Origin of the sequence: Enterococcus malodoratus ATCC 43197 (assembly GCF_000407185.1) — a bacterium.
Classification (GTDB): domain Bacteria; phylum Bacillota; class Bacilli; order Lactobacillales; family Enterococcaceae; genus Enterococcus_A; species Enterococcus_A malodoratus.
In genome coordinates, this window is record NZ_KE136481.1 from 1,202,247 (window position 1) to 1,222,235 (window position 19,989).

The following is a 19,989-nucleotide window of genomic DNA, read 5'->3' on the forward strand; positions in this document are numbered from 1 at the left end:
TCATTAAAAGAACCGTCAAGCGGTCCTCCTGCTCACCTTTGAAGTGAGTCTCAACAAAAAAGTACTGATTTTTATTGGAAAACCATCAACATACCTAATACTACACCTAGAATTGGCACAGCTTCGATCAAACCAACACCGATAAACATTGTTGAACGAATTTGTCCTGACATTTCTGGTTGACGCGCCATTGATTCAATTGCTTTTGAAATTACTTGTCCGTTACCATAACCAGCCCCAATTGCGGCTCCCATGATTGCGATTCCTGCACCGATAAAGTTCATAATAAATTTCCTCCTAAAAAGTGTATTAATTTTTTTATTATTCTACCTCGATTTTATGACTAATATAAACCATAGATAGAGTTGTGAAAACAAAGGCTTGGATACTACCAATAAATAGTGAGAATGCGATCCAAATCATTTCAAGCGGTATAGCGAATGGCAGTGTCCACCATCCTGCACTTGTAACCATGCTTGCGATCAGCGAAAGCAATACTTCACCTGCGAAAATGTTTCCGTAAAGACGTAGGCCCAACGTGATAACATTGGTAAATTCTTCCATCAACTTAATAGGAAATAGTCCTGACGGTGTGAAGAAAGAATTTTTGATGTAACGACCTAATCCCAATTTTTCTGTTCCTAGGTAATTCGCTAAGATTAATACAAGTAAGGCCAATCCCATCGTTACAAAAGGATTAGCTGTTGGACTTTTCCAATAAGTCACATCATTACCAGAGACAATTTTTGTGACGAGTCCAATTTGGTTTGCTACAAAAATAAATAAGAACAACGTAAATGAGAACAAACTAAAATTTCTGACTTCCTTACGAGGCATATTGTCACCAACAATGTTCGTAGTGAAATCAATGACCCACTCAATTGCGTTTTGCTTTCCTTTAGGTTTCAATGACAGATTGCGTGTAAAGGAATAGACAAGGAAAAAGACAATTACACACGTTACGATAATCATTGTCGTTACCGTTCCGTCAAACCATATGGGTCCAATATGGAAAAACCAAGATTTTTCATTCAATCAAGTTCACCTCTCTTCCCAGCGACTCGGCGTCAGCTCGTGCCTGCTTAGCGCTGCTCCTCAAAATACTATCGTATGTTACCACCAGAGAAAGAAAATTTCAAAGAATTTTCCTAAAATTTTTCGAATAACTTGAAGATAAATTTCGAAACGTTATTTTATCTTTCGTTAGACGGCTCTGGTACTTATTTTAGCCCGAAATTAGGCTATTATAGATTGTAACTAATCGTATCAAAATCGAAGTTTAAGTAAAGAAATAATCATCGAATATGCGAAAAAGAATATTTTACTGATGAGAATAGTTTTTCAATGTGCGGCTGATTTGTCGATCAACATCTTTACGCTTCAAAGTTTCCCGTTTATCGTACTGATGTTTCCCTTTAGCCACACCGATTAGGACCTTCGCAAACCCATCTTTCAAATAGACTTTCAACGGAACTAATGTGATCCCGGTATTTTTGACCTCACCAGCTAAACGCGCAATTTGTTTTTTGTGCATCAGCAATTTACGCGTACGGACAGGATCATGATTGAAAATGTTGCCTTGTTCATAAGGACTGATATGAACATTGTATAAAAAAGCTTCACCATTTCGAATTCGAGCAAATCCATCTTTTAAATTAATCCTGCTATTTCGGATTGATTTTATTTCTGTCCCTTGCAAGACAATTCCAGCTTCGATTGTATCGATGATCGTATAATCGTGTCGCGCCTTTTTGTTTTGTGCTACTAACTTGCCTTCACCTTTTGGCATATTATCCCTTCTTTCTACCTGGCTTTTTCTTTTTGGCTACTGATTTATAAAACGGCTTCTTGCCTTTTTTATTTTTCTTCTCTTTGCTTGTCTTTGAACGATCGGAAGTCTTACCGTAATTCTTATTAGAATCCCTATTATTCTTTCTGCCGCCCGCCGGTTTCCTTCGTTGATTACGTTGACTATTTCCCGGCACCTCCAATGAAGGTATCTCTTCAGCCTCAAGCAGCTCGAAATCAATTTCACGGGTTTCAGGATCAGATTTAGTCACCTTTATGCGGACCTTTTGTCCAATCTTAAATGTTTGACGAGTACGTTCCCCCACCAAAGCCAGTTGATTTTCGATGAAATGGAAATAATCTTGTTTCATCTCGTTTAGATGAATCATGCCTTCAACCGTATTTGGCAATTCGATAAAGATTCCAAATTTTGTAACGGAGCTGATAATACCGTCGAATTCTTCGCCAACCCTCTCGGCCATGTATTCGGCTTTTTTCATACTATCAACTTCACGTTCTGCTTCCACGGCACGCCGTTCCATTTTCGAACTATGATCAGCGATCTCAGGCAACGTTTCTGCCCACTTCTCTTTCGTTGCTTCACTTTGATCCTGGCTATATGTCCGAATCAAGCGATGAACGATCAAATCAGGGTAACGACGAATAGGCGATGTGAAGTGCGTGTAATATTCCGCCGCTAATCCATAATGACCATAATTGTCTTCCGAATAACGCGCTTGCTGCATACTGCGCAGCAACATTGTGTTAATAACCGCGGACTCGGGCTTGTCTTCTACATCATGGATGACTTGCTGCAAATCTTTTGGTGTAATCGTATTTTTTGTCCCTTTAACTAAAATTCCTAATGCTGCCGCAAAATCAAAGAAGCGCTGCATCTTTTCTTCCTTTGGTTGCTCGTGAATCCGATAAATGAAGGGCAATTTCAATTTATTGAAATGCTCAGCCACTGTTTCATTAGCCGCTAGCATAAAGGATTCAATCAATCGTTCGCCGACACCCCGTTCCCGTAGTTCAATATCTATTGGACGTCCCTCAGGATCAACTATGATTTTCGCTTCACGATCCTCAAAGTTAATAGCTCCGCGCTGCTTGCGACGATTTTCAAGAATTTGATGAAGTTCCTTCATTAAATGAAACATCGGTACTAACTCATGATAGTGTTCGACTGTTTCAGAATCATTGTCCAAAATAGCATTCACAGCCGAGTAGGTCATTCGTTCGCTCGTTTGGATGACACTTTGGAAGATTTCATGATGAACGATCATCCCGTTAGGATCAATCTCCATCTCGCAACTCATGGTCAAGCGCGGTACATGCGGATTTAATGAACAGATACCATTTGATAAACGCTGTGGAATCATTGGGATCACACGATCCGTCAGATACACACTCGTTCCACGTTCAAAAGCTTCTTTATTCAAGATACTATCTTCAGTAACATAATAAGAAACATCCGCGATATGGACACCCAAGAAGTAATTCCCATTTTCTAACTTGCGAACCGTTACTGCGTCATCCAAATCTTTCGCATCAGCCCCATCGATCGTAACGATTTGCTGGTCGCGCAGATCACGGCGTCCAACTAGATCCGCTTCAGCAATTTTATCCGGCACTTGCTCTGAAGCAGTCTGAACTTCATCGGGGAAGGATGTCGGAATGCCTTGAGCGATTACGATGGATAGAATATCCATACCAGGATCATTTTTATGCCCAATTACCTTAGTAATCATCCCTTCCAAGCTCGTAGCATAGCCCTTCTCAGGATAATGAGTGATTTCAACGATGACGATACTCCCATCAACAGGTTGAATCCCCTCTGCTGCAATGAAGACTTTGAACTGCGCACTTTTTTTATCTTTCGGCGTTACGTAACCGAATAAATCTGATTCAGCAATCTCATCAACGTCAAAGGCATTGAATTCACCCACGAGCTGTTGGATCTTCCGCTCTTTAATAGAAACAACACGACCCTCTGCTCCACGATCAGAAAAGAGATCCGCCGTCTTTTGAATATCGATCATGACAATATCGCCATCCATCGCAAAGTTCGTTGCTTCTTTCGGGATAAAGATATCCGGTTCTTCCGGATCAATCGTTACAAAGCCGAATCCTCTTTCATTGCGGCGAAAGATTCCTTCTACTTCGATTGGTTGAAAAGGCAGCATGACACGACCCTTTTTATTAAATTCCACAGTTTTTTCTCGCTCAAGCTGCGCAACCGTTTGAACTAATAACTTAAAATCTTCGCTCTTGCGCATGTCTAAAACTTCTGCTAATTCTTCCATTGAAAGACTTTTTTTATTGGCTGCTTTCAACCCAGCCAGTATTTCTGCTTTAATTGTTTTTCTCTCCATTTTCTTCTCTCCAGCCAAGACCGGCTAAAAAATCGGCCACATCTTGTTCTAATTGTCTTCTTTCGGGCCCTACGGTAATCACATGTCCGCTTTGCGGGTACCAGTTTAAGGTGAAGGCGGTCTGTTTCAAACGCTCTGCCGTTTGAAAAACACCATCCGCTTCGATCATCTCATCCTGTCCTGCCTGCGCCATAAAAAAAGGACAATCGATTTTCGTTAAATTTTCATATGCTGTTTGGGATTGCTCTTCGATTGTTGTCAATTGTCGTTCTACTAGAGGACGATAACTTTCAATTTTGTTTTCAGTCGTTTTCGCACCGTTTCGTTCTAACACCTGTTTGGCATATAATAGGAAGTTTTTTGTTACATTGGTTTTGACTGGTGCAATAGGCGAACAGAAAAAACCGCCTCCTAAAAATTGTTTGGGCAATGCTTGTAATAGACGGGTTGCAAAAATACCACCCATTGAAAGTCCAAATACAGCAATTTCCTGATACCCTTGTGATTGCAAAAATTTGACGCCTTGTTGACTATCCTGCCACCATTGCTCAGAAGTTTCCTGCAAGATATCCAAAGGATCTGCTGTTCCGTGTCCTGAGTAAAGTGGAACATAAACTGTATAATCTAATTTTTCCAAAAAACGCGCCAGCATCCGCACATCATTCGGACTGCCTGAATAGGCATGTAACAGTAAAACCGCTCGTTTCCCCTGGGGCAGAAACAACGATCCTGGGGCTTGAATCATCTTTCTTCACTCCGATCTCGTAGTTGACCTTCATTTTCTCAAAAACGAAAAATTGATTTCGCTCTTTTTTTCCGTACCTTTGATCTGCCAAAACATCGCAAAAAATCGAATTGGCATCCTCACTCTATCTTAAAGTGTACTTGATTTGACCTAAATACAAAATAAAAAAGACCTCTCACTTGAGAGGCCGGTTTTATTTGCTTGATAAAAACATTAATGCGAAGAGCAGAATCATCCAAACCGCACCTAAAACTGCGGTTGATCGTTGCATAACAGCTTCAAAGCCACGTGCTTTCTGCTTTCCGAACAATTGATCCGCACCACCAGTAAAAGCACTCGCAGCACTATTTTGTTTGCTAGGTTGCATCATGATCGTAATGACAATGATCACTGATAAAACTAAGATAACACCCAAAATAAAATTATACAAAAGCTGATCCTCCTTATTTCCAAACTACCTCATTTTTTACTTTAGCACAATTGAAGTCGTTTGACCAGAGAAGTCAAAAACTTATTTTCTTAAAACATCTGCATAATCCGATTTTTCGTCGAATTCTTTTTTAGCAAATGGGCATAACGGAATAATTTTTTTACCCTCTTTACGCGCTTTTTCTACACCAGCAGCAACCAATTTTTCTGCCAAACCTTGGCCACGATAAGTTGGATCTACAAATGTATGATCAATAATCATGATTTCTGAACCCGCATTCGACCAAGTCATTTCTCCTGCTTCTTCATTCGCATCATTCAATAAAACAAAACGTTCTTTTTCTTCTTTGATTTCCATCACAATTCTCCTTACAGCTTTTTTAGCTTTAATTTTTCACAATATATTTCAAGGCACCGCTAGGACATGTATTTACGACATAACTAGCATTTTCTGCACTGCCGTTATCGGGGATAATCCACGGTCTGCGACCCACCTCAAAAATTTCTGGATTTCCTCTTACACAATTCCCGATGTGCGCACAAATATCTTTGTTGTAATAAATATCAACGCCCTCACCATGATATTTGCGATAACCTTGAACCAATAATTCCTCTTCATTAACTGGTTCTTGATCAAATTTACTTCCATCCATTTCCTATCACTTCCTTTAAGTAAGATTATAATGGGAATCAAAAAAAAATTACACTAAATCGTCTTATCATGCTAAAAGATCTATAAGCGTCTGCATTGCCTGATGAGCATCCATTTGATCCGGAAAGGCCAAAATGAATGTGCGACTTCCTAAGGTCTCAATGACCAACTCAAAAACACCTGCGTTTTGTCTCAGCGCAAAAGGTTTTAAACAATCCGCAGTGAAGTAAACATTTCGCGGCCTCTTTGTTAAATCATCTTCTTCTAATACATGCAAGCCACGACTTGAGAAAATCAGAATTTTCTCCATTTGGTCTTCATAGATCGCTAACTGATGTAGTCCTTCGTTCGGAAACAGTGTTCGTAATTGAGCCTGCAGCAACAGAAAACTAGTCTCCTTCATGAGCGGATCCCTTTATTGGAAGAATCTCCTTGTTCAAGTATGCTTGTCCAAGTTCGTAGTAATGCTCTGCATTCTCGCGATTTTTTTTGATTTCTTCAGGTGTCAATTTGCGAATCACACGAGCAGGAGAACCGAATGCCAACGAGTTTGCGGGAATGACTGTTCCTTCTGTCACTAATGAACCCGCACCGATCAAACTATTCTCTCCAATCTCCGCGTGGTTCAGAACAGTAGCGCCCATTCCAATCAATGCCCCAGAATGAATCGTACATCCGTGGATAATACAAGCATGCCCAATCGTTACATAATCACCGATGTTTGTCGGCGCGCCATGATCTACATGTACGATCGTACCATCTTGCACGTTACTCATTTTACCGATTGCTATCGTGTTGCTGTCACCACGCAAAACACTTTGAAACCAAATGGTCGAACCTTCTCCAAGTGTTACGTCTCCATATACATCTGAACTATTTGCGATAAAATCTACCATTCTTCTCACCTCAATCACTAGTATAGCACGCCTTCCACTCTTCAAAACTAAATAAAAAACAAAGAGACCTCAAAATGCAAAGCCTCTTTGTTTTCAATATAAGAAAAACGCTTAAGCCCAGTCGCCGTTTCTAAAAATCGCTACGCGGCTGCCATCCTTACGAATACCATCAATATTCATCTTGTCTGAGCCAATCATAAAGTCCACATGATTCTTGCTGCGGTTCAACCCATGCTCTGCTAATTCTTTTTCAGTCATTTCTACACCATTGGCTAGATTAAATGCATACGCATTGCCGATAGCTAAATGATTTGATGCGTTCTCATCATATAAAGTACTGAAAAAGGTAATCCTCGATTGTGAGATTGGAGAAGGATCTGGCACCAAAGCCGCTTCTCCCAAATGTTTGGAGCCTTCATCCATCGCTACTAAGCTTTTCAAGGCCTCTTCACCTTGATCAGCCTTCACGTCAATGATCGCACCATCTTTGAAAGTCAATTTTATTCCCGTAATTACTTGTCCCGCATAAGCCAATGGCTTGGTTGAAGAAACAACTCCGTCTGCCACACGCCGATCAGGAGCGGTAAAAATTTCTTCTGTCGGCATATTCGCCATAAACTCAAAACCTTTTTCATTGATGCTGCGGGCACTGTCCCAAATATGATTTTCTGGCAACCCGATGGTCAGATCTGTTCCAGGCGCTTGATAATGCAGAGCTTGGAATTGCTCTTGATTCATCATTGCTGCTTTTTCTTGCAACCGCTTCTCATGCAGCGACCATGCTTCAACAGGATCTGCCTCGTAAATTTTCGTTGCCTTAAAAATAGCATCCCACAATGCATCTACTTGCTCCGCTGCTGGCAGTTCAGGAAAAACTTTTGCTGCCCATGATGCTTCGGAGGCTGCTACAACTGTCCAACTAATTCTATTTGCTGCCGCCGCTTGACGCAGACCAAATAATAATTGACGGTCGTATTGTTGATAAGCCTCGATACGTTCTTTCGCTACTCCAGAAAAAACACCTGGATCCTGCGAGACAACGCTAATTCGACTAATTCGACGTTTGAACATTTCCTCCATTTCAGTTTGCTTATATTCAGGAACAGTACGTAATTCTTCGATGTCCATGTTTTCTACTTGCTCTCGTAAGATTGTATCGTCTGTCCAACGTAAAACAACTTGGCTTGCACCTGCTTCATAGGCTTTTTTAACGATCAGTCGAGCTAACGGGGCTTGGTTAACCGAAATATCTAACTGTACTAAGTCGTCTTTTTGTACATTCACGCCTGTTTTGACGATCAACATTGCATACTTATCTAAATAGGTCATTAAATTTTCCATGTTTTCACCTCTGTACTGTTTTTGATGATAAAATATATTTTCGCTCATAGCGGCTGTACATGACCACTGCGATAATTCCAAAAATAACCGGTCCTAAAATTGAATAAAGGGTTCCAGCAATATCTCCCTGCATCGCTGGCTGAACGATGGTAAAGACATTGGCAAAGCCGACCACAAACGTGACGACTGTTACTGCGATGTTTGCCATTGTTTGTGTCTTATAAATTTCAAACGGTTTTTCGATTTCCTTTTTCTTCTTGAAGCCAATAAAGGCAATCGCTAAGAACATATAAGGAATCGTCATCGAAACATTGGTCATTGAAACCAGCACTTGGAAAAAGTACTTCGCACCGCTGCCGCCGAATGAAACCAATGCGACGATTGCGATCACGATTGCTGCTTGAACTTTCATAGCGTTGACTGGTAAATCATTTTTTGTTTTCGTTAAAAATTCAGGCCAGACCTCTTTTGGTGTCCCTTCAATCAATTGTTTCAATGGAGAAAAAATCAATGTAAAGAACGCTCCGGTCAAAGCTAAAAACATCGACAAGCCCATGTAGCGAGATACCCACACACCCATCGTCACTGAGGCTGCCTCTGAGATATTCAATGCATGACCCAATTGATACCCCATATTATTCATAGCAATGTAGGCTACATTTCCTAAAGTTACTTCCGCATCGGAAAATTGTGTAAAAGCAAAATTCCAGTTCGTAAATGCTCCCATCATAAAGATTCCGACCGCATAGCCAATCGCAATTACGATGGCCGATATTGCTACTCCTCGCGGAAACGTCTTCTCTGCATTTTCGGTTTCATCAACTAACCCGCCTACAACTTCTAAGCCGCCATAGGCAAATATTGCAAATACTAAGAAACCAAAGACTTGGATCATTGTTGAATAATCCGCGTTTGGTGATTTGAAAAAGGCGCCTGGACTTAACGGCTGTGCCATATGACCATTTAATAAAAGAATAGTTAATCCGCCGAGAAATAGTACAACGTTGATTAAGGCCACCGCTGTTCCACCAATCGAAGTCACTTTTTTGATACTATCCAATCCTCTTGAAGAGACAAATGTGATTAAAATAATCCAAAAAATAGCCAATATCCCTAACGTTTGTACACCCGACAAACCAAACGGTGTCCATTGCTGTGTTTTATCTACACCAAAAATCGCATTTGATAAAGGAATCCAAATTCCGGATCCTACATTCACCATCCAAATAATGTAAGAGGCATACCACATAAATGTGCCGATAAAGGCAAATTTGGGGTTAAATGATTCTGCCATCCAGGAATAAATTCCACCCTTACGATCTTTAAACGCTGCACCGTATTCTGAAAGCATAAATGCAAAAGGCAAGAAAAATGTAACTGCGGCCAACACATACCAAAGTATTGATGCATAACCCATCAAATAGAACGCTCGTGTAATATTAGTGAAGCCAAATACCGAAGTAAAAATCATAAGAATAAGTGAGATCAGTGTTAATTTCTTTTTCTTGGGGCTCGACATAACTATTTCCTCCAATTTGTATTTTTATAACGAACCGATTAGCTCCTTTCTTTCAATACTTAATAAAAAGTGTTTTTTTATTGATTCGTTTTGTTAGGAAAATTGTAGGAATATTTAAAGAATAAAACAACAAAACTGGTGTAGTTTTTAGCAAAGTATCACTCTCAAAAGAAAACGCTTTCTATTTTTAATAAAAATTATCCGTTATTTTTATTTAGGGCAAAAACTAACTGATAGGTTGAAACACTGCGGCTTAGAGAATCTCCCCCTTCTAAACCAGTACAGTTTGCCGTTAAATGATCTGTCGTCAGAAATTAGAAAAAAAGCTGCTCCTCTCATGAATAAATAATGTGTATGGTCCTCGATTCATCAGTTTTAAGCAGTAAAAAAGAGGCACGAAGAAAACTTCGTGCCTCTGATCATATTGTTCTATTCTGCTTCTTCCATAAACTGACTATTATAAAGCTGTTCATAGAAGCCGCCTTGTGCTAATAATTCAAGATGCGTCCCGTGTTCAATGATCTGTCCATCTCTCATCACTAAGATGTGATCTGCATCGCGAATTGTCGATAAACGGTGAGCAATTACAAAACTAGTTCGACCTTCCATCACTCGATCCATCGCTTTTTGGATCAGACCCTCTAGTCGAGTATCTACCGAACTAGTAGCTTCATCTAAAATCAAGATTTTGGGATCAGAGATAATTGCACGAGCAATCGTCAATAATTGTTTCTGACCAAGCGAAACATTATTCCCTTCTGAGTTGATCTCCATCTCATAACCGCCTGGCATTGTACGAATAAAATGATCGACATTGGCAGTCTTGGCCGCATCAACCACTTCATAATCTGTGGCCTCCAGCCGTCCAAAGCGAATATTATCGCCAATCGTTCCTTCATATAACCAAGCATCCTGCAAAACCATCCCGAATAGCGAACGAACATCGGAACGATTCATTTCTTGGGTATTCACGCCATCAATCAAAATTCTTCCGCTGTTGATATCATAAAAGCGCATCAACAAATTGATCAAAGTTGTTTTGCCAGCACCGGTCGGTCCAACGATCGCTACCGTTTCACCTGCCTTAACCTCAGAACTCAAATCCTCAATCAGCGGTTTCTTCGGATCGTAACTGAATTTAACATGATCGAAAACGACATTTCCTTGAACGGGTTCTGGCAATGGCAGATCTTGTTCATTCAATATTTCTTCTGGTTCATCCAGAATTTCAAAGACCCGCTTAGCCGAAGCCGATGCACTTTGGATCATCGAAGACAATTGCGTGATTTCTCCCATCGGTTGGCTGACTTGCCAAATATATTGAATGAAGGCTTGCAGCTGACCAACTAGGATTACACCATGAATCACGTTCCAACTACCTAAAAGCGCCATTGCAATATAGGTTGCATACGCAGTTAATTGAACAAGCGGCTGCATTAAGCTGGACACAAAAGCTGCTCGAAAACCAAATCGACGCAATTCGTGGTTGACTTCACTGAACCCGGCTAAGGTCTCTTGTTCGCGGCCGTAAAGCTTCAAAACACTGAAACCCGTCATATTTTCTTGTACGAAACCATTCAAGTCTCCAAGCGAATTTTGCATTCCTTGGAAATCTTTTTGCGACACCTGTACGATCTTTCGTGAGATCACGATTGATAAAGGAATCATGATCATAGATAAAATTGCCATCATGGGATTAATATAAAACATCATGCCCACTGCTAACAAAATTCCTAAAACAGCGTTGATCGATTTAATAATCGCTTGTTGCATAGCATTACTTACAGCATCCACATCGTTAGTCACCCGTGACAGGATATTCCCTTGCTGGTTACGGTCAAAATAGGATACCGGCAGACGATTGATTTTTGCTTCAATATCATCTCGCAGATCCCGCATCGCGGATTGAACCACATTAGCCATCAACCAACCAGTCCCTAACTGAGTAACACAATAGAAAATACCAACAATCACAATCACGATCAGCCATTTAAATACATAATCAAAATTGACCGGTTCTACTTGTGCGATATTTTTACTGACCTCAGTTGTTGGCAAACCTGTTAAATACGGCAGCCACGTTCCTAAAACCAGGGTTCCTACGGCAAGGACTAAAACTAAGATAAATGATTTTTTGTAAGGATTAATATAATGCATCAAACGCTTTAAGGAAGAAGTATATTTTCTCATGCTAATTCCTCCTTCGATAATTGTGATGCGGCAATGTCATAATAAATTGGACATTTTTCCAACAGTTCTCGGTGGGAGCCTATACCCACGACATCCCCTTCGTTAAGAACCACAATTTTATCTGCATGCATGATCGTGCCGACACGCTGCGCGACAATCAAAACAGCAGAATCAGTCGTTTCCTTTTTCAAACGAGCGCGTAATTTCGCGTCTGTTTGATAATCCAGTGCAGAAAAGCTGTCATCAAAAATATATATTTCTGGACGACGGATCACCGCACGGGCGATTGCTAAACGCTGCTTTTGGCCACCAGAGAAATTACTACCGCCCTCTGCCAGCTCCTCTTGATAACCATCTGGTTTTTGTGCGATAAAATCTGCTGCTTGCGCAATCTCTGCCGCCAGCTCCATTTCCTCTTGGGTTGCGTCTTTCTTTCCGTAACGCAAATTATCCGCGATCGTTCCAGTAAATAATTGAGCCTTTTGCGGAATATAGCCGATTTTTTCACGTAAATCCTTTAAACGATAATCTCGAACATCCTGACCGTCAACTAAAACCTGGCCCGCTGTCACATCGTAGAAACGGGGAATTAATTGAATTAATGTTGATTTTCCTGACCCAGTACTCCCGATAAATGCTACTGTTTCTCCGGGATTCGCTGTAAAGCTGACATTGCGAATCACAGGGCTTTCTGCATGCCCAGGATAAGCAAACGTTACATCACGAAATTCCAACGAACTTTTTTTAGTTGGTTCCACTGTCTTTTCAGGATTGTCCTTGATCAGCGGATCCATATCAAAAACTTCTTGAATTCGCTGTGCTGAAACATTTGCTCGAGGATACATCATAAAGACCGTTGCAAAAAGCATGAAAGAAAACAATGCGTGGAAAATATACTCGATAAAAGCAATCAATGTTCCAACTGCCAAAGAGCCGTCACTGATTTGAACTGTTCCATTCCAAATGATCAAGACCATCACAATATTAAATAGAAAGAAAAAACCCGGCTGTGCTACTGCCATTAAGTGAAACAAACTCTTAGAACTATTTGTATATGCATCATTGACTAAACGGAAACGCATTTCTTCAAATTTTTCATTAACAAACGCACGGATTACTCGTAGTCCTGATAAGTTTTCTCGCAATATCCCATTGATATTGTCTAAGTTTTTTTGCTGCTTCGTCGACAATGGTTCTGAATATTTTGCAATCAGAATGACTGCTAACAACAATATCGGCAGCGCCAACAAAACGTAAAAACCTAAGCCTGGACTCGTACGCATAATCAAGTACAAGCTCATCCCAAACATCATTGGGGTCATAAAACCAGTCGTCAAAATATTTTGCATGAACAACATGATTTGATAAGCATCATTTGTTGCTCTAGTAATCAATGAAGGTACACCGATCTGCTCGTACTCTGAATGAGAAAAAGTCTGAACTTTTTCAAAAAGATCATCTCGTATTGCCGCTACCATTCTAGATGTGATTTGAGAACTGAAGTAACGCAATGAGATACTCATGATAATTCCAATTACAGTAATCGCAATCATCACAATACCCATTCTTTGAACATAGTCAAAATCGTTATTTCCAATTCCTTTATCGATCATCATGGCTAAAATCGTCGGCAACCCCAACTCAATCAAGATAAATCCAAAAACACTGATGAAATCAAACAATAATAGCTTCTTGTAACGCAAGGTATACCGCAACATCAACTTCATTATTCTCGCCTCTTTCTATACCGTAATGTCTCCAATATAGCATAAATGAACTTCTTCTGCCCGCTTAGAAAATTGTTTTTTTATTTTGTTTTTTAGACTTTCTGAAAATTTCTTATGAATCCCCATTTCACTTCCTAGTTTCTATACTTCTCATTTATTCTGTGATAAACTACAAGTAATTGTTGTAAGGACAACCCAAAGAACGGTGAAATTATTTTTTCAAGCAAGAAGCAAAGACGAGGCTTCTTCTCAGCGCTTTAGCCAAAGCTAAGTCGTCGAGCATAAGAAAATAGGTGGCAGCCGCCCCTCATTTTGTCGTGGAAAAAATTGCTATAAAGCAAATAAAGGAGATAGATTCATGATTTACAAAGTTTATTATCAAGAAACCAAAGAACGCAATCCAAAACGTGAGCAAACACAATCATTGTATGTGGAAGCGGACAACGAAGAAATGGTTCACAATTTATTACGCGAGAATACCCCATATAACGTGGAATATATCCAACTTTTAGAAGGCAACCACTTAGAATACGAAAAAGAAAATGCCGACTTTAAGTTAACGGAGTTCTAATATGAAACTTTCGCTAAAAAACAATGAAACTGGTGTCTTTGCCATTGGTGGATTGGGCGAAATCGGAAAAAATATGTATGGGGTTCAATTTCAAGATGAGATCATCATCATTGATGCTGGAATAAAATTTCCCGAAGATGATCTGCTAGGAATTGATTATGTCATTCCCGATTTTAGTTATGTTGTCCAAAATATCAATAAAGTAAAAGCACTCGTGATTACTCACGGACATGAGGATCATATCGGTGGTGTGCCTTATTTATTAAAGCAAGCCAATATTCCGATCTACGCTGGCGCACTAGCTTTGGCACTGATCAAAAACAAATTGGATGAGCACGGTTTACTGCGTGACGCAGAATTGCATGAGATCGATGAAGATTCTGTGATTCGCTTCCGTAAAACATCTGTAAGCTTTTTCCGCACCACTCACAGTATTCCTGATCCATTAGGTGTTGTTGTTAAAACTCCTTCTGGAAATGTTGTGGAAACCGGAGATTTCAAATTCGACTTCACACCGGTTGGTCAACCTGCAAACTTGCATCGCATGGCAAAGCTTGGAGAAGAAGGCGTTTTGTGCCTGCTTTCTGACAGTACCAACGCAGAAGTCCCAACCTTTACTAAGTCTGAGCAATCGATCGGTCAATCGATCTTGCGTATTATGGGAAAAATCGAAGGTCGAATCATTTTCGCCACCTTCGCCTCTAACATTTCTCGTTTGCAGCAAGCTGCTTCGGCTGCTGTTGCCACGGGACGTAAAATCGCTGTATTCGGCCGCAGTATGGAAAATGCGATCGTCAATGGACAAAAATTAGGTTACATTGATGTGCCTGATGGTACTTTTGTTGATGCTCACGAAATCAACCATTTGCCGGCCAATGAATTGATGATTTTATGTACCGGATCTCAAGGTGAACCTATGGCGGCTCTATCACGGATCGCGAACGGAACACACCGTCAGATCCAGATTCAGCCAGACGATACCGTGATCTTTTCAAGTTCACCCATCCCTGGAAATACTACCAGCGTCAATCATTTGATCAACTTGCTCTCTGAAGCTGGTGCCGAAGTAATCCATGGAAAAGTTAACAATATCCACACTTCTGGTCACGGCAGTCAGCAAGAACAAAAATTGATGCTCCGTTTAATGAAACCAAAATATTTTGTTCCGATTCATGGTGAATTCAGAATGTTGAAAATCCATGCCGGCTTAGCACAGGATACTGGTGTTCCTGAAGAAAATTGTTTCATCATGGAAAATGGTGATATGCTTGCGCTAACCGCGGACAGCGCTCGGCGTGCAGGTCATTTTAACGCGAGTGATGTATATGTGGACGGCAGCGGTATCGGTGATATCGGAAACGTCGTCTTGCGCGATCGCCGTATTCTTTCTGAAGAAGGCTTAGTCTTAGCTGTCGCTACAGTTGATATTGAGAAGAAAGAAATTTTAGCTGGTCCAGACATTTTGTCTCGAGGATTTGTCTATATGCGTGAATCTGGCGAAATGATCAATGAAGGACAACGAATCTTATTCCATGCCTTGCGAGAAGCTCTGAATGAGACTGGTTGCACTGAAACAAAATTGAAAAACGCAATGGTCGCTGCATTACAGCCGTTTCTATTTGATCAAACTGAACGTCACCCAATGATCTTGCCTATGATCATGACACCAGATATTTAATAGCATTAAAACGTTAGTCAAAACACCTATCTGAAAGCCAGATAGGTGTTTTTTTATTCAATCCTGCCTATGATACCTTTTCAGTCCACATAAATAACTAGCGATTTTTTTGCAAAATAAAATATTATTTTCTTGAAATTATCAAAAAATCGATTGACAAATAACCGTATTATTTGCACAATGAAGATTAGTTAGAAAGAGCTGATAACTATCACTAGTTATTTTATAGTTTCTTGAATTTAGGATAAAGGAAGATTGATTATGGTAAGAACACAACGCGTGCAACGGAGCCACATTATTGACGGCGCTTATCAACTAATTATTAATGAAGGTTTTAAAAAATTTCATGCCCGCAACATCGCCCAGCATATCGCCTGCTCGACCCAACCGATCTATCGCGAATTTGCCAACTTGGCTGAATTGAAGTCAGTATTGACTAATCGCATCTTAGTTAAATACACCGACTTTTTAGAAGACCAAGAACCAAAATCACTGCAGGCTATGTCAACGGCCATTACAAACTATGCAACGGATTATCCAGATGAATTTCATCGTTTTTTCTTACAGGACTCAGACACGATTCAATTAGTTAAGCAAGTAACCAGAGAGGTTTTTGCTACTATTCATCCAGAAAAAAGTGATTGTTTCTTTTTTGACTTTTTCTGGCAGTATTGCATCGGAAAAGCCGCCTTAGCGATCAATAACGCTAACCATACCGAAGATTTAGAGGAAGATCGTTTCTTTGAATTTTCATTAGAAAGCTAATCTCAGGATTACTCAGAATCGGCATCACATGGTAAAATCGAATGCGCAAAAAAAGCCTTAGAGAAATTCTCTAAGGCTTGTCGTTTTATTGTTTAACTACGTTAGCTGCTTGAGGTCCACGATCGCTTTCTTCAACGTCAAAAGTTACTGCTTGACCTTCTTCGATTGTTTTAAAGCCGTCACCTTGGATAGCTGAGAAATGTACGAATACATCGCTGCCATCTTCGCGAGTAATGAAGCCAAAACCTTTTTCTGCGTTAAACCATTTTACTGTTCCGTTTTCCATGAATAAAATCCTCCTCGTGCCTAAGCACTAATTGATTGTAACATTGCCGGCCTACGAAAAGGGAAACATACGTATACCAACTCGCAACTCAAACAAAATTACAATAATAGTTTAACACTGGTTTTATCTAGCGCGCAAGGGTTTTCAATTGCTACTTTAAGTATTTTTCTTCACGTAAACTGAAATATTTGGTTTCTCCGACAATAATGTGGTCCATCAGCTCAATTCCCATCATTGAACCGCACTCTTGAACGCGTTTCGTGAAATCCAAATCGTTTTGCGAAGGCGTCGGATTTCCGGAGGGATGATTATGACCTAAAACTACCCGTGCGGCACTTATCCGAACGGCCTCGCGAAATATCTCCCGTGGATGCGCGATTGACTGGTTCAATGAACCGATGAAAATCGTCTTCTGTAAAATGATTTCATTTTTAGTATTCAAAAAGAGCGCAACTAAATGTTCTTGTTGATAATCCTTCAGCTCTGTGATCAAATGCTGGCCTAAAGATAAGCTAGACTGGATCTTGCCCATTTTCGGCTGCAACGCTCGGTTGATCCGATACCCAAACTCCATCATCGCCTTCAATTCAATTGCACGTGTTTCCCCGATTCCTTTAAACTGCTGTAATTCTTGCAGCGTTGTATGTTTTAGATCATAAAGTGCCGGATATTCACGTAAAATACTGCCTGCCAACTCCATAACATTTTGCTGCCGTGATCCATTCCGCAGAATGATTGCCAACAGTTCTTGATCAGATAAATGTTTCTCGCCTTCTCGCAGCAATCGTTCTCGCGGCCATGAACTTTCTGGCAGCTCCTGTAGTAATAAACTCTTTTCCATAAAAAACTCCTTTGCCTACTTTTCATTAAAGTACGCAAAGGAGTCTATTATTATGCTTCTAAAAAGTTGATTACCTCATGCAGCGTCGGTAAAACAGCTTCTGTTTTTTCCTTTATCTCAGCGGTTGGCGGAACAATATCCGGAACCATCACAACCGGGACACCCGCTCCTTCTGCAGCGAGAATGCCATTTTTCGAATCCTCTAAGACTAAGCCGTCAGCAGCAGCAATCCCTAATCGGTCAGCGGCAATCACAAAAATTTCTGGATCAGGCTTAGCAAATTTTACATCTTCTGCCGAAATGATATCAGAAAATTTGTCGCGAATCCCGGCATGTTCTAATAGAATCTCAATCACAGGGCGGACATTGCTGGATGCCAATACACGCGGAATTTCTTTTTCTTCTAAATAAGCCAGCAGTTCGTGGACACCTGGTTTCAAATCGACATTCCCTGTTTTGAAACGATCATGGGCCATTCCCCAGCTCTCATCAATGAACTTTTGGACGGTCTCTTTACCATGGTCAGCAAACATTTTGTGCAATTCCGCCCAGACTTCTTCATCCGAGATACCGATAAAACGTGCATATGTTTCTTCAGTAAAAGGAAGATCATATTTTTCAGCAACAACTAAATTCGCATCACAATAAATCGATTCCGTATCAAACAACAAACCATCCATATCAAAAATAATTCCCTTAACTTTTTTCATTCGTACCTCCCAAGTTTAATAGTAATTGACGTACTTCAGAAACGAAGTACAGTGATCCTGTAATTAATAGTAAATCATCTGATCCCATATCCTCTAACAATTCACCTAATCCAAACTGCCAGAGTGACACAACTTCAAAGCGGCTATCTAATTTATCAAAACGACTAAGATCTAATGCCTTCGGATATTCAAATGTCGTTAGATAGATTCGTGCATTGGGAATATCTGAGAGCAAAGCCAACATCCGATCAACATCTTTTGTCTCTAATGCTGAAAAAAGGATTTTAATCGTATAGCCGCGAAATTCGCGTTTTACATTTTCAACCAAACGCTTCATGGCATGACCATTGTGAGCGCCATCCATCACAATCAATGGTTCGTCGCTGATTTTTTCCATCCGAGCAGGCCAATGTGCTTTAGCTAAGCCTTTTTGAATCGTTTTTTCTTCGAATGGCAATCCCTGCTGCTCACAATATAGATGAAATAGTTCAATCGCGACACCCGCGTTTTCAACTTGGTGACGCCCTAATAACGGAACTTTGAGCGAAGTAAGTTTGCCCGCTTCATCCGTAAAATTGAACAATTCTCCCCAAGTTGTATCTGGCCGCAAGTAATCTACCTGATACTCCTCGCCGTAGCGATAGATTTTAGCCGTTTCAGTCACAGCCTTTTCTACAATTTCAATCAATGGCCCTTTGCCGATTTTCCCAGTCACAACTGGAATATTTTCTTTAATAATGCCCGCCTTTTGCTGCGCGATCTCATGCAGGGTATCGCCTAAAACATCCATATGATCGTAACCGATAGTCGTAATTGCTGTTAAAATCGGTTCCACCACATTGGTTGAATCAAGCAACCCGCCTAGTCCTACTTCGACAACTGCGACATCAACCTTTTTTGCCGCAAAATAATCAAGCATGACTGCGGTTAAAATTTCAAATTCCGTGATCCCGCCAATTGCAGGGTCTTGATCTAGTTCAGCTACAATCGGCTGATATTTTTCTACATAATGGATCAGTTCACTATCTGGAATAGGCTTCGTATCAATGGCAATCCGCTCATTGAACTCTTCAATATAAGGAGAGGTAAAACTTCCAACGGTTATTCCAGCCTCCATCAAGATACTCCGCAAATAAGCTACAGTCGAGCCTTTGCCGTTCGTCCCGGCGATATGAATCACGGATACTTTTTTTTCTGGATTGTCTACTTTATTTAATAAGGCTTGAACACGGTCTAAACCAGGGCGCGACCCAAATTTTTGCCGACTGTGAATCCAAGCAATCGCTTCTTCTATCGTCATAATCATTCGCCTCATTTACAACATTTTTTGCATGCCTCTAGTATAGCAAAGTTTATCAAAGAAAGATTGTTAAGCGCAGATGAAATTCCGCAAAAGAGAATAAATTTATAAAAAGGAAATCCTGCTATCAAAAAAATGAGTGCGGCCTCAGTAAGACCACACTCATTTATTTTATC

The 19,989-nt window shown here is 40.4% G+C and carries 21 protein-coding genes; 3 read left to right on the forward strand and 18 right to left on the reverse strand.

The annotated features are described in order from the left end of the window. Positions 1–71: 71 nt before the first annotated feature. The 14 genes from atpE to I585_RS06110 form a co-directional block, all read right to left on the reverse strand. Positions 72–284, reverse strand: coding sequence for an ATP synthase F0 subunit C (gene atpE, locus I585_RS06045; protein ID WP_010743272.1), 213 nt, complete (start codon positions 282–284; stop codon positions 72–74). Between the two features lie 37 nt (positions 285–321). Continuing rightward, a complete protein-coding gene (gene atpB / locus I585_RS06050; protein ID WP_010743271.1) occupies positions 322–1,035 on the reverse strand; it encodes a F0F1 ATP synthase subunit A in 714 nt (237 codons plus the stop codon). A 286-nt stretch (positions 1,036–1,321) separates the two neighbouring features. Beyond that, positions 1,322–1,789, reverse strand: a complete 468-nt coding sequence (gene smpB / locus I585_RS06055; RefSeq protein ID WP_010743270.1) for an SsrA-binding protein SmpB — start codon at positions 1,787–1,789, stop codon at positions 1,322–1,324. 1 nt (position 1,790) lies between these two features. Next, positions 1,791–4,163 (reverse strand): ribonuclease R, encoded by a 2,373-nt coding sequence (gene rnr, locus I585_RS06060; protein ID WP_010743269.1) that lies wholly within the window; start codon positions 4,161–4,163, stop codon positions 1,791–1,793. After that, a complete protein-coding gene (locus I585_RS06065; protein WP_010743268.1) occupies positions 4,144–4,908 on the reverse strand; it encodes an alpha/beta hydrolase in 765 nt (254 codons plus the stop codon). Before I585_RS06065 ends, rnr begins: the two co-directional genes overlap by 20 nt. Before the next feature lie 193 nt (positions 4,909–5,101). After that, on the reverse strand, positions 5,102–5,338 hold the full coding sequence (gene secG / locus I585_RS06070) for a preprotein translocase subunit SecG (protein WP_010743267.1): 237 nt from the start codon (positions 5,336–5,338) through the stop codon (positions 5,102–5,104). An 81-nt stretch (positions 5,339–5,419) separates the two neighbouring features. Continuing rightward, positions 5,420–5,695 (reverse strand): GNAT family N-acetyltransferase, encoded by a 276-nt coding sequence (locus I585_RS06075; RefSeq protein ID WP_010743266.1) that lies wholly within the window; start codon positions 5,693–5,695, stop codon positions 5,420–5,422. Positions 5,696–5,723: 28 nt separating this feature from the next. Then, the gene (locus I585_RS06080; protein WP_010743265.1) at positions 5,724–5,990 is read right to left on the reverse strand and encodes a (4Fe-4S)-binding protein; all 267 of its coding nucleotides are present in this window, start codon (positions 5,988–5,990) and stop codon (positions 5,724–5,726) included. 66 nt (positions 5,991–6,056) lie between these two features. Then, a complete protein-coding gene (locus tag I585_RS06085; protein WP_010743264.1) occupies positions 6,057–6,392 on the reverse strand; it encodes a hypothetical protein in 336 nt (111 codons plus the stop codon). Further along, positions 6,379–6,885, reverse strand: coding sequence for a gamma carbonic anhydrase family protein (locus I585_RS06090; protein ID WP_010743263.1), 507 nt, complete (start codon positions 6,883–6,885; stop codon positions 6,379–6,381). The genes I585_RS06085 and I585_RS06090 overlap by 14 nt, the downstream gene beginning before the upstream one ends. 111 nt (positions 6,886–6,996) lie before the next feature. Next, the gene (locus tag I585_RS06095) at positions 6,997–8,226 is read right to left on the reverse strand and encodes an aminopeptidase (RefSeq protein ID WP_010743262.1); all 1,230 of its coding nucleotides are present in this window, start codon (positions 8,224–8,226) and stop codon (positions 6,997–6,999) included. 4 nt (positions 8,227–8,230) lie between these two features. Then, entirely contained in the window at positions 8,231–9,745 is a 1,515-nt protein-coding gene (gene yjeM, locus I585_RS06100) for a glutamate/gamma-aminobutyrate family transporter YjeM (protein ID WP_010743261.1), read from the reverse strand. A 429-nt stretch (positions 9,746–10,174) separates the two neighbouring features. Further along, positions 10,175–11,935, reverse strand: a complete 1,761-nt coding sequence (locus I585_RS06105; RefSeq protein WP_010743260.1) for an ABC transporter ATP-binding protein — start codon at positions 11,933–11,935, stop codon at positions 10,175–10,177. Beyond that, positions 11,932–13,662, reverse strand: coding sequence for an ABC transporter ATP-binding protein (locus tag I585_RS06110; protein ID WP_010743259.1), 1,731 nt, complete (start codon positions 13,660–13,662; stop codon positions 11,932–11,934). Before I585_RS06110 ends, I585_RS06105 begins: the two co-directional genes overlap by 4 nt. A gap of 358 nt (positions 13,663–14,020) precedes the next feature. Here I585_RS06110 and I585_RS06115 point away from each other — a divergent pair, with 358 nt between their 5' ends. The 3 genes from I585_RS06115 to I585_RS06125 all read left to right on the forward strand — a co-directional run bounded on the left by I585_RS06115 (position 14,021) and on the right by I585_RS06125 (position 16,676). Beyond that, positions 14,021–14,233: a DNA-directed RNA polymerase subunit epsilon gene (locus I585_RS06115; protein WP_010743257.1), complete on the forward strand. Its 213-nt coding sequence runs from the start codon at positions 14,021–14,023 to the stop codon at positions 14,231–14,233. 1 nt (position 14,234) lies between these two features. Further along, positions 14,235–15,911: a ribonuclease J1 gene (gene rnjA, locus I585_RS06120; protein ID WP_010743256.1), complete on the forward strand. Its 1,677-nt coding sequence runs from the start codon at positions 14,235–14,237 to the stop codon at positions 15,909–15,911. Positions 15,912–16,172: 261 nt separating this feature from the next. Then, positions 16,173–16,676 carry a TetR/AcrR family transcriptional regulator gene (locus I585_RS06125; protein ID WP_010743255.1) on the forward strand — a complete coding sequence of 168 codons (504 nt, stop codon included), beginning with the start codon at positions 16,173–16,175 and terminating at the stop codon, positions 16,674–16,676. An 85-nt stretch (positions 16,677–16,761) separates the two neighbouring features. Here the strand turns inward: I585_RS06125 and I585_RS06130 are convergent, their stop codons facing one another. The 4 genes from I585_RS06130 to I585_RS06145 all read right to left on the reverse strand — a co-directional run bounded on the left by I585_RS06130 (position 16,762) and on the right by I585_RS06145 (position 19,813). Continuing rightward, complete coding sequence (locus I585_RS06130; RefSeq protein WP_010743254.1) at positions 16,762–16,962, reverse strand: cold-shock protein; 201 nt, start codon at positions 16,960–16,962, stop codon at positions 16,762–16,764. Positions 16,963–17,113: 151 nt separating this feature from the next. Continuing rightward, positions 17,114–17,803, reverse strand: coding sequence for a RadC family protein (gene radC, locus I585_RS06135; protein WP_010743253.1), 690 nt, complete (start codon positions 17,801–17,803; stop codon positions 17,114–17,116). 50 nt (positions 17,804–17,853) lie between these two features. Further along, a complete protein-coding gene (locus I585_RS06140; RefSeq protein WP_010743252.1) occupies positions 17,854–18,513 on the reverse strand; it encodes an HAD family hydrolase in 660 nt (219 codons plus the stop codon). Then, on the reverse strand, positions 18,500–19,813 hold the full coding sequence (locus I585_RS06145) for a bifunctional folylpolyglutamate synthase/dihydrofolate synthase (RefSeq protein ID WP_010743251.1): 1,314 nt from the start codon (positions 19,811–19,813) through the stop codon (positions 18,500–18,502). The genes I585_RS06140 and I585_RS06145 overlap by 14 nt, the downstream gene beginning before the upstream one ends. Positions 19,814–19,989: the final 176 nt, after the last annotated feature.